This is a genomic window from Aliinostoc maniaoense, assembly GCF_058172895.1.
In genome coordinates this window covers 4,436,210-4,451,271 of sequence record NZ_CP187952.1, presented here as the reverse complement: position 1 = coordinate 4,451,271, position 15,062 = coordinate 4,436,210, and the positions used below count along the sequence as shown (strand labels likewise).

The 15,062-nt window shown below is 41.5% G+C and carries 14 protein-coding genes; 9 read left to right on the top strand and 5 right to left on the bottom strand.

The window, feature by feature from the left end:
• The first annotated feature begins 1 nt into the window (after position 1).
• The 3 genes from ACPZ3T_RS19220 to ACPZ3T_RS19210 all read left to right on the top strand — a co-directional run bounded on the left by ACPZ3T_RS19220 (position 2) and on the right by ACPZ3T_RS19210 (position 1,640).
• Positions 2-235 (top strand): hypothetical protein, encoded by a 234-nt coding sequence (locus ACPZ3T_RS19220; RefSeq protein ID WP_490271061.1) that lies wholly within the window; start codon positions 2-4, stop codon positions 233-235.
• Positions 225-713, top strand: coding sequence for a GNAT family N-acetyltransferase (locus ACPZ3T_RS19215; RefSeq protein WP_490271060.1), 489 nt, complete (start codon positions 225-227; stop codon positions 711-713). The genes ACPZ3T_RS19220 and ACPZ3T_RS19215 overlap by 11 nt, the downstream gene beginning before the upstream one ends.
• 162 nt (positions 714-875) lie before the next feature.
• The gene (locus ACPZ3T_RS19210) at positions 876-1,640 is read left to right on the top strand and encodes a HEAT repeat domain-containing protein (RefSeq protein ID WP_490271059.1); all 765 of its coding nucleotides are present in this window, start codon (positions 876-878) and stop codon (positions 1,638-1,640) included.
• 197 nt (positions 1,641-1,837) lie between these two features.
• Here ACPZ3T_RS19210 and psbA read toward each other — a convergent pair whose 3' ends face one another.
• Positions 1,838-2,920, bottom strand: a complete 1,083-nt coding sequence (gene psbA / locus ACPZ3T_RS19205; RefSeq protein WP_490271058.1) for a photosystem II q(b) protein — start codon at positions 2,918-2,920, stop codon at positions 1,838-1,840.
• 610 nt (positions 2,921-3,530) lie between these two features.
• Here psbA and ACPZ3T_RS19200 point away from each other — a divergent pair.
• Positions 3,531-4,610, top strand: coding sequence for an NAD(P)H-dependent flavin oxidoreductase (locus ACPZ3T_RS19200; RefSeq protein ID WP_490271057.1), 1,080 nt, complete (start codon positions 3,531-3,533; stop codon positions 4,608-4,610).
• Here the strand turns inward: ACPZ3T_RS19200 and ACPZ3T_RS19195 are convergent.
• Positions 4,564-5,571: an NAD(P)/FAD-dependent oxidoreductase gene (locus ACPZ3T_RS19195; RefSeq protein ID WP_490271056.1), complete on the bottom strand. Its 1,008-nt coding sequence runs from the start codon at positions 5,569-5,571 to the stop codon at positions 4,564-4,566. The genes ACPZ3T_RS19200 and ACPZ3T_RS19195 overlap by 47 nt on opposite strands.
• Positions 5,572-5,641: 70 nt before the next feature.
• Positions 5,642-6,178 carry a cytochrome b6-f complex iron-sulfur subunit gene (petC, locus tag ACPZ3T_RS19190; protein ID WP_490271055.1) on the bottom strand — a complete coding sequence of 179 codons (537 nt, stop codon included), beginning with the start codon at positions 6,176-6,178 and terminating at the stop codon, positions 5,642-5,644.
• 309 nt (positions 6,179-6,487) lie between these two features.
• On the opposite strand from petC, the gene ACPZ3T_RS19185 reads away from it, so the two are divergent.
• From ACPZ3T_RS19185 to hetL, 3 genes are all read left to right on the top strand, one after another.
• Positions 6,488-7,801 (top strand): NAD(P)/FAD-dependent oxidoreductase, encoded by a 1,314-nt coding sequence (locus tag ACPZ3T_RS19185; protein WP_490271054.1) that lies wholly within the window; start codon positions 6,488-6,490, stop codon positions 7,799-7,801.
• Positions 7,802-7,839: 38 nt separating this feature from the next.
• The gene (locus ACPZ3T_RS19180; RefSeq protein WP_490271053.1) at positions 7,840-8,352 is read left to right on the top strand and encodes a ferritin-like domain-containing protein; all 513 of its coding nucleotides are present in this window, start codon (positions 7,840-7,842) and stop codon (positions 8,350-8,352) included.
• Between the two features lie 326 nt (positions 8,353-8,678).
• Entirely contained in the window at positions 8,679-9,392 is a 714-nt protein-coding gene (gene hetL, locus ACPZ3T_RS19175; RefSeq protein ID WP_490271052.1) for a heterocyst differentiation pentapeptide repeat protein HetL, read from the top strand.
• A gap of 59 nt (positions 9,393-9,451) precedes the next feature.
• Here hetL and ACPZ3T_RS19170 read toward each other — a convergent pair whose 3' ends face one another.
• Positions 9,452-10,027: a TIGR04376 family protein gene (locus ACPZ3T_RS19170; protein WP_490271051.1), complete on the bottom strand. Its 576-nt coding sequence runs from the start codon at positions 10,025-10,027 to the stop codon at positions 9,452-9,454.
• 247 nt (positions 10,028-10,274) lie between these two features.
• Between ACPZ3T_RS19170 and ACPZ3T_RS19165 the strand changes: the two genes are divergently transcribed.
• Together ACPZ3T_RS19165 and ACPZ3T_RS19160 are read left to right on the top strand one after the other, a co-directional pair.
• On the top strand, positions 10,275-12,710 hold the full coding sequence (locus ACPZ3T_RS19165) for a hybrid sensor histidine kinase/response regulator (protein ID WP_490277281.1): 2,436 nt from the start codon (positions 10,275-10,277) through the stop codon (positions 12,708-12,710).
• Complete coding sequence (locus ACPZ3T_RS19160; RefSeq protein WP_490271050.1) at positions 12,707-14,002, top strand: hybrid sensor histidine kinase/response regulator; 1,296 nt, start codon at positions 12,707-12,709, stop codon at positions 14,000-14,002. Before ACPZ3T_RS19165 ends, ACPZ3T_RS19160 begins: the two co-directional genes overlap by 4 nt.
• Before the next feature lie 206 nt (positions 14,003-14,208).
• Here the strand turns inward: ACPZ3T_RS19160 and ACPZ3T_RS19155 are convergent, their stop codons facing one another.
• Entirely contained in the window at positions 14,209-15,045 is an 837-nt protein-coding gene (locus ACPZ3T_RS19155; RefSeq protein WP_490271049.1) for a D-alanyl-D-alanine carboxypeptidase family protein, read from the bottom strand.
• Positions 15,046-15,062 lie beyond the last annotated feature (17 nt).

Genomic DNA, 15,062 nt, shown 5'->3' with positions numbered 1-15,062 from the left:
TTTGATACAAGTAGGTTGGAGGGGGCAGGGGGCAGGGGGAGACAAGGTAGACAAGGTAGACAAGGTAGACAAGGGAGACAAGGTAGACAAGGTAGACAAGGTAGAAATATTTACCCCTATACCCCAATGCCCAATGCCCAATGCCCAATGCCCCATGCCCCATGCCCCATGCCCAATGCCCAATGCCCCATGCCCCATGCCCCAAAATTCCTTAATTTTGAATTTTGAATTTTGAATTATTAATACCCGGCTATTATCTTCGTCGTGGCTCTACCTTAGAGCGATCGCTGCTAGTCAAATTCATGCAGCGCACTTACCAAGACCTATATCCACAACAGGATTTTGCCCACTTAGCTCGAACCGTTGAGCAATACTTCTCCAAAGATACCCCCTTGTGGTGGGTGGATTGTGGAAGTGAGAGCGTCCAAACTCCCCCCTCTCCCGTCGCCTGTCTTTGGGTAGGTAATGCCATAGATCAAGTTACTGGCACACGCCATCCCCACATTTTTTTACTTTACGTCCTCCCAGAACATCGGCGGCGGGGCATTGCTACAGCCTTAATGCGCTATCTAGAAAATTGGGCAATTCAAAGAGGCGATCGCCAAATTGGATTACAAGTATTTCAAACCAACCAACCTGCCCTCAATCTCTATCATCAGCTAGGTTATCAAACCCAATCCCTCTGGATGCTCAAGCAACTAGATAGTCAATAATCATTACTTTTTCCCTGCCAATGCCCCATGCCCCATGCCCAATTCCCAATTCCCTGCAATGAGATGGATCAGACAGTGTACAATGATTTAACCGATAAAAATAAAGTTTTAATAAATTAGAACCGGGGGATATATACAGATCACCCCAAAGCATAAAAGTATATGTATGACGAAGAAGACCTAAGCATACTCGAACTCGATATCGAGGAGGATTTAGAAAGTCCCTTAGATAAACTAGAACCCATCACGGCTGAGTCAGAATTGCCAAAACCTGACCCAGACGAGATGTTAGCACTGCTGCAAAGTTCCCAACCTCAACAAAAGATGTTGGCAGCCCGCGCTTTTTGTGATATAGAAGACTCCAGAGCGACTCCCCTGTTAATAGACTTGTTGACTGATACCTGTCCCTTAGTTCGGGTGAGTGCAGCCTATGGGATTGGGCGTAATCCGAGTACCGATGCAGTTGAACCCTTAATTAATCAGCTAAATCGAGACTGGAACGGCTATGTACGTAAAGGTGTAGTATGGGCTTTAGGGAATTGCCGCGATCGCCGTTGTTTAGCACCCCTTGCAGATGCCCTAAAAACCGAGATTTCGGCAGTGCGATTGTGGTCGGCTAGTGCCTTAGCACAAATGGCAGATGTCAGTTATGAAGCCATTATTGGGGCAATACCTCCCCTAATTGAATCCTTATTTCAAGATCCAGTAGCAGCAGTCAGAAGCAACAGTGCTTGGGCTATCGGGCAACTGTGTAAAGAACTACCCTCTAATGTAGTTTATGCTGCTGCGATCGATGCCTTAATTCAGTCCTTTGCCGAAGACAAAGACTTAGGAGTAAGGGAAGATGCTAAAGCCTCACTATTAGGTGTAGGTGATCCCCGTGGCTTACAGCTAATTGAAACCTTAGAACAAGAAGGATGGTTTTAGCTCCAGCCTAGGTCACACAACCCCCGCCCCCTTTAAATCAGTGCTGGGTGTTGGGTGAACAGTTATCAAAAAAAAACTGATAACTGTTCACTGTTAAACCCAACGATAAACACATCACTCTTGACTGATAACTGATAACTGTTAAAAAAGCACCCTAATTCTAGGGTGCTAATGTATGAGCAGTACCAACGCAGCAACTAACTTGCAATTGAAGGAGCAGCAAGGGCAATGGGTTGAGCTTCACCAGATGCTAAGTCTAGAGGGAAGTTATGAGCATTACGCTCGTGCATCACTTCAATCCCTAAATTGGCTCTGTTTAATAAATCTGCCCAGGTATCAATTGTCCGTCCTTCATGATCCAAAATCGAGTTATTGAAGTTGAATCCATTCAAGTTAAATGACATGGTGCTGATACCCAAAGCCGCAAACCAAATCCCAATTACAGGCCAAGCAGCAAGGAAGAAGTGCAAAGAACGTGAGTTATTAAAGCTGGCATATTGGAAAATTAACCGTCCAAAGTAACCATGTGCCGCTACGATATTGTAGGTTTCTTCTTCTTGACCAAACTTATAACCAATATTCGCTGATTCAGCTTCTGAAGTTTCCCGAACGAGGGTAGAAGTCACCAAAGAACCGTGCATTGCCGAGAATAAAGCCCCACCAAACACCCCAGCGACACCAATCATATGGAAGGGGTGCATGAGGATGTTGTGTTCTGGTGAAAACACAATCATGAAGTTGAATGTACCGGAAACACCCAACATCATGCCATCGGAAAAACTACCTTGCCCAATGGGATAAATCAACAAAACAGCTGTTGCAGCCGCAACGGGAGCAGAAAACGCTACAGGAATCCAAGGACGCATCCCTAAACGGTAGCTTAATTCCCACTGACGACCCATATAAGCATAGATAGCCAACAAGAAGTGCAACACAATCATTTGATAAGGGCCACCGTTATATAGCCACTCATCCAAAGAAGCAGCTTCCCAGATGGGGTAAAGGTGCAAACCAATCGCCGCCGAAGTCGGAACTACAGTAGCAGTCATGATGTTATTGCCGTAAAGCAGTGAACCAGAAACAGGTTCGCGGATACCATCTACATCCACAGGAGGCGCAGCAATAAACGCCAAAATAAACACAATTGCCGCAGTTAAGGCAGTGGGAATCAGGATTACGCCAAACCAGCCAACATACATCCGATTGTCTGTACTGGTAATCCAGTTGCTGAATCTATCCCATAAATTAGAGCTACTACGCTCTTTGAGTAGTGTTGTCATATTTGGTAATGAGTGCGAATGGTAATGATGAATTTTGAGTGACAGGGAAACACCAATTAGTAATTACGTAGCGGTTTGACCAGAGGGGTCATACAAATTCAAAATTCAAAATTCAAAATTAAGAAATCCTGATTTAACAAAGGTTTCAAAGTTGAGCTTTGTTAATCTGATATCTTGCACCATTCTCAACAAGCCCTAAAAAACCGGGTTTCTGAACGAAAGATTAAGGTTTTAAGCTGAGGGATTTGCAAGAAACCCGGTTTTTAACGGAGGTGCAAGATATGTGTTAATGAATTTTGCAGAATTGGTATTAAGAGAGAGTAGTGTCTACGTAATTTAAGAAAGTCAGATGCAGTCCGAGTTATTCAGGAGAGCATCTGTATCTTTCAACAAATCGGTGTATCCGTCGTATATGAATATTATATAACTGTATAGTAGTAAAGTTGTCAAGTGGTTAATTGAAATTAATACTGCTGTAACGAAAATCTTGACTTCATCTAGGCTTCAGAGTCTACACCCCACACCCCCACACCCCTACACCCCTAAAAAGACACACTGAAATGGTAAAATTACTTTTCGGTTATTTAGTTAATAAGTGAGTAAATCTGTCATGACCCAGATCCTCCATCCCTTGCGGATTGGTAAACATATTGCCCGCTATCCCATTGTGCAAGCTGCAATGGCGGTGCGGGTATCTGGCGCGAAATTAGCGGGAGCAGTTGCCAATGCTGGAGGTGTGGGGATGATTGCGTCTTTGGGAATTGGTTTAGATTCTCCGTACTTTAATCCCCGTCAAAAGAGTAGTTTTTTTACAGCCAATCGCCTAGCTTTAAGTGATGAATTATCCAAAGCCAGGAGTATTAGCCCCGATGGGGTAATTGGTGTCAATATTCTGGTAGGTACTAAAGATTACCCAGGGTTAGCGAAAACCGCAGCCGCCGAGGGAGCAAATCTGATTGTTACAGGGGGAGCATTACCCTTAGCTTTACCAGAGTATACCGCCGATTATCCAGATGTGGCACTAGTACCGACCGTCGCCAATGCAGACTCAGCAGAGTATCTTTGTCAGACATGGAAAAGTCGATATAATCGCTTACCCGATGCCTTGATTTTAGAAAATTGCCAGAAGGTAGGGGGACATTTTACCCAATGTGAACAAATTAATGTTCCAGGGTTTTCGATCGCGTGGGTGATTTCGCAAGTGCGAGAATATTTAACTGAGAAAATGGGTGTGAGGATACCGTTAATTGTCACCGGTGGAGTTAGCGATCGCACCGACATAGATCAAATGTTAGCAATGGGAGCGGACGGCGTACAAATGGGTACACGCTTCATCACCACCATTGAATGTGATGCCCATCAAAATTATAAAGAACGCCATTTGCAAGCGCATCCAGAAGACATAGTCACCGTACCCAGCCCCGTAGGTAAACCCAGTCGAGCTTTACGTAATTCCTTTGCAGAAGAAATCATGGCAGAATCATTACAAGAGCGGCGATGTATTGCCAATTGCTTAGAAGTCTGTCTATTTCGAGACAAAGGTAAAACCTATTGTCTACTGAATGCCCTCTCTCAAGCAGCCCGTGGCGACGTAGAAAATGGGTTAATTTTTTCTGGTGCAAACGTGACTCAAAATCAGCGTATCATTTCTGTGTCAGAGCTGATGGCAGATTTGACAGCCAAGGTCTAGCACCGACAGCACGGCGAATTTCCCGCCAAATCTGCGTTGCAGCCAATGCGCCATCACCCGCCGCAATCACCACTTGATTTAAACCTACCTTCAAGTCTCCAATCGCAAAAATGCGCGGGTGAGAAGTTCTACCCATTTGATCTGTAATTAAATATCCTCCTTTGCGCTCCAAATTAAACTTTTCTAGATAAGTATTGTGATAGCGCGAACCCATTGAAATTAAACCAGTTTCCAACTCAACCACCGTACCATCAACCAATTCCACACCTGTCATGTGATGGTTTTTACCCAAAAATTGCTTAATAGGTGTTTCCACCAAGCGATAACCATACTGTTGCAATTTAGAACGTAATTCTGCACTCACAGTAAATAACCCGTGAGTGAAGATAGTAATGTAGGGCGTAAACCAACTGAGATTAAACACCATTTCCTCAATACTGGCTTCACTCCCCGCAAAAAACCCGCATTGCTTATCAGCCATTTCATAGCCATCACAGACCATACAAACGTGCAAATTATAGCCAGCGTATTCAAACACATTCTGCATATTTTCCAAAGGTGGCAGATGGTCAATAATGCCACTAGCCGCAATCAAATACTTAGAACGCAAAACAGAGTAAATACTATTTTGACGACCAACTTTCACCCGCACCGCAAAAGTATCACCCTCGTCCACCACCTCCTCAACATAAGCATTCAAAAAATCCCCATCCAGAGAATCATAATGCTTCTTACCCTGCTGCAACAAAACACGCCCAGGAGTATCAGGAGGCAAACCCAGATAATTATGTAACTCCTGCATCCAGAAAGAACGAGCCTTACCCTTGTCAATAATTAGACTAGACAACCGATACCTCTGCAAATAAATCCCAGCCGACAGCCCCCCAGCACCACCACCAACAATAATTGCATCATAAACATGATCCAAACGTTCCGAAACATTACCTTTTGATAACTGCATATTCTCACCAATTCCTCTTAAAAAAACTCTCCGCGCCCCTCCGCGCCTACCTCCGCGCCCCTCCGCGTTTTTAAACCCACCAAGGTTTTTCACCAGTCCGAGGATCTGTCTCTTGCCAAGGCGAAATCCAAACATAATCATCCTTAACTTGGACATGAACCAACTTCAGAGGACGGTTAGCAGGCCCCCGTTCTACAGAACCTTGGGCATCATAGCGTGAACCGTGACAAGGACATTGGAACTGTTGATCAACCGGATTCCAAGGGAAAGTACAACCCAAATGAGTACAGTTATTAACAATACCCACAGGCTCAAGAGTGCCATCTTCCCTAACAGTTAAATAGGTAGGCTCACCAGCCAATCCAGCGATTAAAGCCCGTGTTTCTGGTGGTTGGGCTAAAATTTGGCTGGCTGGGATGGGATGACCAAGTATATCTTTAGCGAGAATACTACCGCCTGCATCAGTGCTTTCAGATGGAGGTATGAAAAACTTACTCGCCGGATATAAAGCTGCACTAGCGGTAGCTGCAACAATAGCTCCAGTGAAGAAATTCAGCAGTTGCCGTCTAGACATGGAAGGGTTGGGGAGACTTAAGCTATCATCCATAAACTTTCTCACTCTTTACTAATCTTTATCTATTATACTACTATATAGTTATATAAATTTTTAAGGAGATTTATTTTTTCTACACCCTTTTGTGCAGTCAGTATCTTAATTAAAAGTAATACAAGAGTTCTGATGTTTGAAAAATAATAATAATAGGAATCAATCTATTGGTCTATCAAGTTAGTTTTAACGGTTCGTAGTAAGGACTTTAGTCCTTAGAAAAATCAGGACTAAAGTCCTTACTACAAACTTGCTTATCTCTCAATTCATCCCCAAATCCACAATCCAATATTTCGGAGATTTCCTGCAATGGCTCATATCGTCATCGTCGGTGCAGGGTTGGGCGGTTTACCCACCGCTTATGAATTACGGCATATCCTCCCCAAACAACATCAAGTTACCGTCATTTCAGAAACCCCTTACTTCACATTTATTCCTTCCTTGCCTTGGGTAGCAATGGGCTTAACTTCTTTAGAGTCCATTCAGGTAAGCTTGCAAGAACGGCTCAAGCAAAGGGGGATTAATTGGATACAAGGACGAGTAGATCACTTGAATCCTCACGATCAAAAGATCACGTTTGGAGAGGAAAGTATTACTTACGATTACTTGATTATTGCCACAGGTGCAGAACTGGCATTAGATGCGATCGCTGGTTTAGGACCCGATGGATATACGCAATCAGTATGTAATCCGCATCACGCTTTAATTGCCGAGAAAGCTTGGCAAAAGTTTCTCCTTGCACCAGGGCAATTAGTAGTAGGGGCATTACCAAAAACGAGTTGTTTAGGCCCTGCCTACGAGTTTACCCTATTGGCAGACTACGTTCTCAGGAAACAGGGATTACGGGAGCAGGTATCAATTACTTTTGTGACACCAGAACCCTACGCCGGACACTTGGGTATTGGTGGGATGGCTAATTCTGCTGAGTTAGTGAAAAAATTCATGGCAGAACGGAATGTAGAAGTTATTGAAAATGCAGCAATCACAGCGATTGAGCCAAATGAGATTTATCTGAGAAATGGCAGAGTATTGCCATTTGCTTACTCAATGCTACTGCCACCCTTTAGAGGGCCACGCTTTGTGCGTCAAGTACCAGGCTTAGGTAATCAAGATGGCTTCATTCCTGTATTACCGACATACAGACATCCTGAATATTCCTCAATTTACGCCGTGGGAGTTGTGGTACAAATTAAACCACCAGAAGTAACACCTATCCCCTTGGGAGTACCCAAAACTGGACAGATGACGGAAGCAATGGGTATGGCAGTGGCACATAATATTGCTATTGAATTGGGAGTACATTCTGCCCAGCCAGTCACCCCAACCCTGGATGCCATTTGCTTTGCTGACTTTGGTGATTCAGGAATTTTATTTCTCGCTAACCCTGTGCTACCTGATGCAGTCACAGGTAAACGTCGGCGGGCTGTAGCGTTGAGTGGTGCTTGGGTAAGTTGGGCAAAAGCTGCGTTTGAGAGATATTTTCTGGCTAAAATGCGCTTCGGGGCTGCTGTACCTTGGTTTGAAAGATTAGCGTTGAAATTATTGGGATTATCCTTAGTTGCGCCTCTCCCAGTACAGAGTAGTAGAGAAATTAGCCCAGAGATTTCTTTAAATAAAAATTGAATAGCCAATTTTGACTGGCTAAAAAATGAGGAAGAAATATGAATTGTCAAAGACACCGCCGACATCATCAAATGGCTAAACGTGGTTTGTGTGGTGTAGCGATCGCCAATACTACGACTAACCCAACTGCGGCTTACAATCCTAGTACGGAGTTGAATACCCAAACCCAACAGGCAATGATTGATGCCATCAACGATGAATATCATGCCCGTGCTTTTTACACCGCAGTCATCAAGAAATTTGGTGAAGTGCGTCCATTTAGCAACATTGTTCACGCCGAAGATAGACACGTTTCTTTATGGAATCATCTATTTAGTAAATACGGATTGCCCATTCCTGCTGATAATTTTATGGGCAATGTCCAAACCCCCGACACTCTCAAAGCTGCCTGTCAAGCGGGAGTAGAATCAGAAATCGCTAATGTCGAAATGTATGACCGTTTTTTAGAATTTGTGCAAGAATCGGATCTACGGATTGCTTTTACTCAACTTCGCCATGTTTCGCAAAATCACCATCTCCCTGCTTTTCAACGTTGCGTTAGTCGTTATTAGGGAATGGGGAATTGGGAATTGGGAATTGGGAAAGAACGACAATATTAAGCTATTACGCTTTGAAATTATATAGTCATTCTTGAAGGTTGTTGACTGCTAATGGTTTACTGTTAAGTAATGTAAAAAAACGAGGATTCAGTTCGTAGTAAGGACTTTAGTCCTTTTCTGTTCCCTGCGGGACGCTACGCGTTGGCGTAGCCTCTGTCTACGACACGCTCCGCGAACGTAGAGAACGTAGAGAGAACTAAAGTTCTCACTACAAACCTTTAATTATTTACCCTGTTTTACTTAACGTCTGTTTTTGAACTTTTAATTTTGAATTAATTATGGATTTGAATCAGATTCTCAAAAAATATGCTGCTGGAGAACGGAATTTTCCGCGAGTTAACTTACAAGAAGCAGAATTAACAAACGCTAACCTGACAGGTGTAGATTTTAGCTATGGTGATTTACGTCAGACACGACTTGGCAAAACTAATCTCAGCCAAGCTTGTTTACGGGAAACAGACTTGAGTGAATCGATTCTTTGGGGCATAGATTTGAGTGAAGCTGACTTATTTCGTGCAGTTCTCCGAGAAGCAGATTTAACCGGTGCGAAATTAGTCAAAACACGTTTAGAAGAAACCAACTTAATTAAATCAAGTTTGTGTGGTGCGAATTTGCATGGTGCAAACTTATCCCGTTCTTTGCTATTTCAAGCAGATTTCCGCCCTAGTTCTAACCAGCGTACAGATTTGGGATATGCGGTTTTGACTGGGGCAGATTTGAGTTACGCTGACTTGAGAGCAGCTTCCTTGCATCATGCCAACTTAGATCAAGCCAAATTATGTCGGGCTAATTTGGGTAAAACAATTCAGTGGGGTAACTTACCAACAGATTTAACTCAGGTTAGTTTACAAGGTGCAGATTTGAGTTATGCCAATCTTGAGAATGCGATTCTGCGAAAAGCAAATTTGCAAGGTGCAGATTTAACAGGGGCAATTCTCACCAATGCTGATTTAGAGGGAGCAATCATGCCGGATGGTACAATTCATGAGTAAGGATTCTGTTTTGTAGCCAGGCGATCGCTCTACCCTAAGAAAATTGATGGAGATGCCGATTATTTTCCCATATTCCGTTTCATTTGTTCTAACTCGTCTTGAGTTTCCAAACGTCGAAACTGTTCCTCTAAATCATCAAATCCACTGCTAGAGGTGCTAGCGGTATTCCACCAACCGTTAGTTTCTATACGTTGTTGAGTTTGGGCTTTAACGCGTTCACTTTGTGCTTCTGCGGCTTTGGTTTTGACTTCCTGTCGCCTTACTTGGATTTTATGTAAAAGTTCTTGAGATTGGGCGATGCGTTCTTTCACACCTTGCATATGTCCCCAAAGCTGATTTCCTTCACGCAGTAAAGCTGCTTCTCTGTCTTGCGCCGCCGCCGCTAAATCTTGTCTACCAGCGTTTTTGGCTTTCTGTACGCGGATATGCCAACGTTGAATTTCTTGGGCAGTCGAGAGAATATCTTCTTGCGATCGCTTTTCTTGTAATTGTAAATCTGCAATTAATTTTAATGTATCTTCCTCTTGCTGTCGCAGTTGTTCTAACAACGCCTCTAATTCCAAATGCGGATTATTACGCAAGAACTCCTCTAAACGGTTTTCCAGAAACCGACTAAAATCGTCAAATAAGCCCACTGTCAAAACTCCAGAGTTGGGTAAGTGATGATTTTATTGTAGTAATTATCCAAGCAGCTGAGTGCTAAGTCCAGTAGGGTGTGTTAGGCGTAAGCCGTAACGCACCGCAAGCTTTGGTGGGTGCTGAATGCTAAGTCATAAGTTTTCCTCCCCTGCCCCCTGCCTCCTCCCTCCTGCCCCCTGTGATTATCAAAGGCTAATTGGGAAATCTAAGTATAGCTTTCTACTTATGCTGATTTTCACAGGTATGAAACCTTTGGCAAGCAATGACTCAATTTCACTAAAATCTCATCCTAGGCAGCACTCATCACGGAATTTTCTCATTCGATTTATTCTTGGCGGTACAACTCTGATTGTCAGTATTTCTGCTTATTGTAGCTATTTAGCTGCCCGTAATATGGCACTAGCAGATATACGACGAAATGCTTTTCTGGAAGTACAAACAGGAGTTGATGAAATAGAGGCGTGGTTAAGTGTTCGCAAAGTCGAGGTAAAAACTTTAGCCAATACTTCAACTGTACGCTCCTTAAATTGGGCTGTAGCAGAACCTTATTTAAAGACTGAAGTTGAGAGAATCAAAGAATTTTTCTTATTCCAAATGTCGATTGCGGATGGTTCTTACTACACTACAAAGTCAGGACGCTCAAACAAAAATGTGAAGGATAGAGAATACTTTCAAAAAGGAATAGCAGGAAAAAGTAGTATTTCTGATCCTTTTATTAGCCGTTCTACAGGAATACCTTTGATTGCGATCGCTACTCCGATTTTATCAACTTCTAACTCACCAATAGGAGTGTTTCACGGTAGCGTCAAAGTTGATCATATTACAAAGGTGATCAATTCTCTCACCTACGGTAAAAATAGCTACGCTTTTGCTCTCAATTCCCAAGGGGAGGCGATTGTTCATCCTGACTCGACTTTAATGTCAACTATCGAAAAACCTGCCCCCAGTCTGCTGAAAATTAATGACCATAGTTTACAAGCGATCGCCCAGCACATGGTTAACAAACAGCAGGGAATTGAGTTAATGACAATTGACGGTAAACAAAAATATATTGCTTATATACCATTAAAGGCTGCTAATTGGTCTGTGGCTTTGGTGATTCCCCGCGAAAATATTGAGTCTCGGCTGCAATTTCTAGATTTAATTGCGTTGATTGTTGGGGGATTAACTATCACGATGATTACTGTTTTGTGGCGAGTACAAGCTTTTGAACAGGCACAACTGAAAAAGTCTAAAGAGGCGGCTGATTTAGCTAACCATGCTAAAAGCGAATTTTTAGCTAACATGAGTCATGAACTGAGAACGCCTTTAAATGGCATTTTGGGTTGCGCGCAAATCTTGCAACGCTCCTCAAAGTTACCTGAGCAAGAACAACATCATATCAATATTATTGAACAATGTGGTTCACACCTTTTGACCTTAATTAATGACATCTTGGATCTTGCCAAAATAGAAGCCAAGAAACTAGAACTGCATGATGAAGATGTGCATTTTCCGTCTTTTATGCAAGGTATTGCCGAAATTTGCCAAATTCGTGCTGCACAAAAAGATATTTTGTTTGTCTATGAACCTGCCAGAGATTTACCTACAGGGTTGCATATTGATGCCAAAAGGTTACGTCAAGTGCTGTTAAATTTACTAGGTAATGCGATTAAATTTACTGATCATGGTCAAGTTAAGCTGAAAGTTGAGACAATTGAGAAATTATCTAGTCAAAAACAAGTTAAACACCGTATTCGTTACTCTATACAAGATACAGGTATTGGCATCACTGACGCAGAATTAAGCAAAATTTTCTTACCTTTTGAACAGGTAGGTGAAAAAAATCGTCAGACGGAAGGGACTGGGCTGGGTTTAGCTATTACTCGTCAGTTAGTGCAGATGATGGGGAGTGATATCAATGTTACAAGTCAGGTAGGAAAAGGTAGCACTTTTTGGTTTGAATTGGAGATGGTGGCTACCAATGAATGGTTACAGTCAATGATGACTACCTCAGCCAGAAAAATCATTGGTTTTGAGGGAAATCCCCGCACAATTCTGATAGTAGACGATCGCTGGGAAAATCGTACAGTATTGAATGATTTATTGCAACCATTGGGTTTTGAAATCATGGCAGCTGTCAATGGTCAAGATGGTTTAGAACAAGCGATCGCTATGCCACCAGACCTAATTATCACAGATTTACTCATGCCAGAAATGAATGGGTTTACGTTAATTAAAAATCTGCGAAAGATACCCCAGTTTGAGAATATCAAAATTATTGTTTCTTCCGCTAGTGTCTTTGAATCTGACCAACATCGCAGCTTGGCAGTCGGTGGTGATGACTTCCTCAGCAAACCCATACAAGCAGATGAATTATTGCGTCAATTAGAACGTCATTTAAATTTAGTCTGGATTTATGAACCTTCTGAGTCTGAAAATCAAGCAATCTCAGATGTAGTAACTAAAAACAATAGTCCATCAGCACAATTAATTACTCCCCCATCAGAAGTATTACAAGAACTGATGACATTAGCGAAAAAGGGGAACTTTAACGCCATTATCAAGTGTGCAGATCAATTAGAGGCAGAAGATACAAACTTTGGTACTTTCGCTCATCATATCAGACAATTAGCCAGACAATTTGACGAGGATGCAATCCTTGATTTTTTGACACAATATGAGGTAGAAATGGCATGAGAGCGACTGTACCCAACCAGAATTATTTTAGCGATCGCGCACCAATCAAAGGCATAATTTTAGTTGTTGATGATAATCCCAACAATTTACAAGTTTTATCGAGTTTTCTAGATAACTCTAGTTTTGAAGTTTGGGCGGCGCGCAGTGGTGAAAAAGCCTTACAAAGATTAGAAAATGATTTATTACCCGATTTGATTTTGCTAGATATAATGATGCCGGGTATGGACGGTTTTGAAACTTGTCAACGTCTTAAAAGTGACCAGCGTTTTTGTGATATTCCCGTAGTGTTCATGACTGCACTGTCAGAAACCGCCGATAAAGTCAAAGGATTTCAACTAGGAGCAGTAGATTATATTACCAAACCTTTTCAGCACGAAGAAGTATTGGTGAGAATAGAACACCAGCTAAAATTGCGTCATTTAACAGCAAGTTTAATCGCCAAAAATGCTGAACTCCAAAAAACTCAAACTCAACTAATTCAAACCGAAAAAATTGCGAGTTTAGGTCAAATGGCAGCCGGAATTGCTCATGAAGTGAATAACCCCATCAACTTTATTGCGGGTAACTTAAATTTTGTGCAACAGTATGTAAAAGAAGTAGTGGATTTACTTTCTCTGTATCAAAAGCATTTTCCCAATCCACCTGCTGAAATTCAAAATGCAATTAATCAAACTGATTTAACGTATTTATTAGATGATTTATCTAATGTAATTAAATCAATGCAAGTCGGTACAGAGCGCGTTCAAGAAATTGTCTCCTCATTAAACAAATTTTCTCGACACAAAGAACCAGGCAAAAAACTAGCTAACCTCCACGAAGCTATAGAAAATACACTACTAATTCTTGGACATCGACTCAAAGCAAATTCTGTTCGTCCTGCCATTGAAATTGTGAAAAACTATGGTAATTTACCCTTGATTGAATGCTATCCCGGTGAAATTAGCCAGGTATTTATGAATTTAATCGCCAATGCCATTGATGCTATTGAAGAAACACAAAAAAATCAAAATTATTACGAAATTGCTAAAAATCCTGGGGTTATCCGCATTACAACTGAGCTAATGGGAGAGCAAGTTATTTGCAAAATTGCTGACAATGGTGCAGGTATTAGTGAAGAAAGCCAAAATCAAATATTTAATACTTTTTACACTACTAAACCCATCGGTAAAGGTACTGGTTTAGGTCTATCGATAGCTTATCAAATTGTCACCGTTAATCATCACGGTAAAATATCATGTCATTCCCAACCAGGGACAGGTCTAGAGTTTATAATTGAATTACCCATAGATTAATATATTCGGCATAAATAAAGGTTTGTAGTGAGAACTTTAGTTCTCAAGAAAGGACTAAAGTCCTTACTACGAACTTAATCATAGTGTCTTTAGATGAGTTAAAATCAGTGCTGGGTGTTGGGTGAACAGTTATCAAAAAAAACTGATAACTGTTAAAGCCAACGATAAACACATCATTTTAACTGATAACTGATAACTGATAACTGTTAAAGCGGTGTTACCCAATAGCTAATTCCCTTTTCCACTTTATTTATTAAGCCAAAATTAGGTAAATCTGACTCAATTAAACCTAAATAAGTCCAGTGTGGTACATCATTCACTACAGTTTGAAACCAGCCATATTCATTAAGAGTCTGCCTTTGTTTTTCATTAGATATTCGCAAATCAATAGCTAAACCCCAAAGATGTTGTGATGTGCCTGGGGGTGCAACTACACTCAGAATTGCTGTTTCTTTTCCTTCTCTGACTTGTTCTAAGGTATTTTGATTAGCATACTTATACCAAAATCTTAAATTAGTCGCATAAGTGCGAGTACAATCACCAGAACCATAGCCTGATTTTAAAGGAATATTTTCTTGCAGTCGGGCTTGATTTAAAGCAGCACCAGCTACAGCTTGTAAATAACAATCATTTGTACCTTCGATTTTCACCATTGTTAAAGAATCTTGAAATGCTTGGGTTTCCTCCTCATTATTTAGCAGCACTGTTGGCGGTAATTTAGCTGTTTTGTTGTGAGTAATGAAAGCTGCTCCGTAGGCTTTGAGCAAAATATATTCATAAGTACCCGGCTGGGGAATGGTAGATAAATTATTGGCGATCGCACTTAAAAAACGCTCTTGATCTGTCTGCGGAATGCTAGAATTGGGTGTGGGTAATATTGGTGTTGACTCCACAGGAACACAGGATACAGAATCTACTGTATTACACGCATTTGATGTTTGTACATTGGTTTGAGGATAATTCATCCTGATAATAACTACCACTGCACAAATTATCAATATTAATATAAAAATATAAATTCTTTTTCTTATAATTAATCTCATGGCAATAAGTTAGCTTG

Excerpts from the sequence above, each read along its gene's own strand:
- hetL (WP_490271052.1), top strand. The coding sequence starts at position 8,679 with ATGGATTTGAATCAGATTCTCAAAAAATATGCTGCTGGAGAACGGAAT.
- ACPZ3T_RS19180 (WP_490271053.1), top strand. The coding sequence starts at position 7,840 with ATGAATTGTCAAAGACACCGCCGACATCATCAAATGGCTAAACGTGGT.
- ACPZ3T_RS19185 (WP_490271054.1), top strand. The coding sequence starts at position 6,488 with ATGGCTCATATCGTCATCGTCGGTGCAGGGTTGGGCGGTTTACCCACC.
- ACPZ3T_RS19165 (WP_490277281.1), top strand. The coding sequence starts at position 10,275 with ATGAAACCTTTGGCAAGCAATGACTCAATTTCACTAAAATCTCATCCT.
- ACPZ3T_RS19160 (WP_490271050.1), top strand. The coding sequence starts at position 12,707 with ATGAGAGCGACTGTACCCAACCAGAATTATTTTAGCGATCGCGCACCA.
- ACPZ3T_RS19200 (WP_490271057.1), top strand. The coding sequence starts at position 3,531 with ATGACCCAGATCCTCCATCCCTTGCGGATTGGTAAACATATTGCCCGC.
- psbA (WP_490271058.1), bottom strand. The coding sequence starts at position 2,920 with ATGACAACACTACTCAAAGAGCGTAGTAGCTCTAATTTATGGGATAGA.
- ACPZ3T_RS19195 (WP_490271056.1), bottom strand. The coding sequence starts at position 5,571 with ATGCAGTTATCAAAAGGTAATGTTTCGGAACGTTTGGATCATGTTTAT.
- ACPZ3T_RS19210 (WP_490271059.1), top strand. The coding sequence starts at position 876 with ATGTATGACGAAGAAGACCTAAGCATACTCGAACTCGATATCGAGGAG.
- petC (WP_490271055.1), bottom strand. The coding sequence starts at position 6,178 with ATGGATGATAGCTTAAGTCTCCCCAACCCTTCCATGTCTAGACGGCAA.
- ACPZ3T_RS19155 (WP_490271049.1), bottom strand. The coding sequence starts at position 15,045 with ATGAGATTAATTATAAGAAAAAGAATTTATATTTTTATATTAATATTG.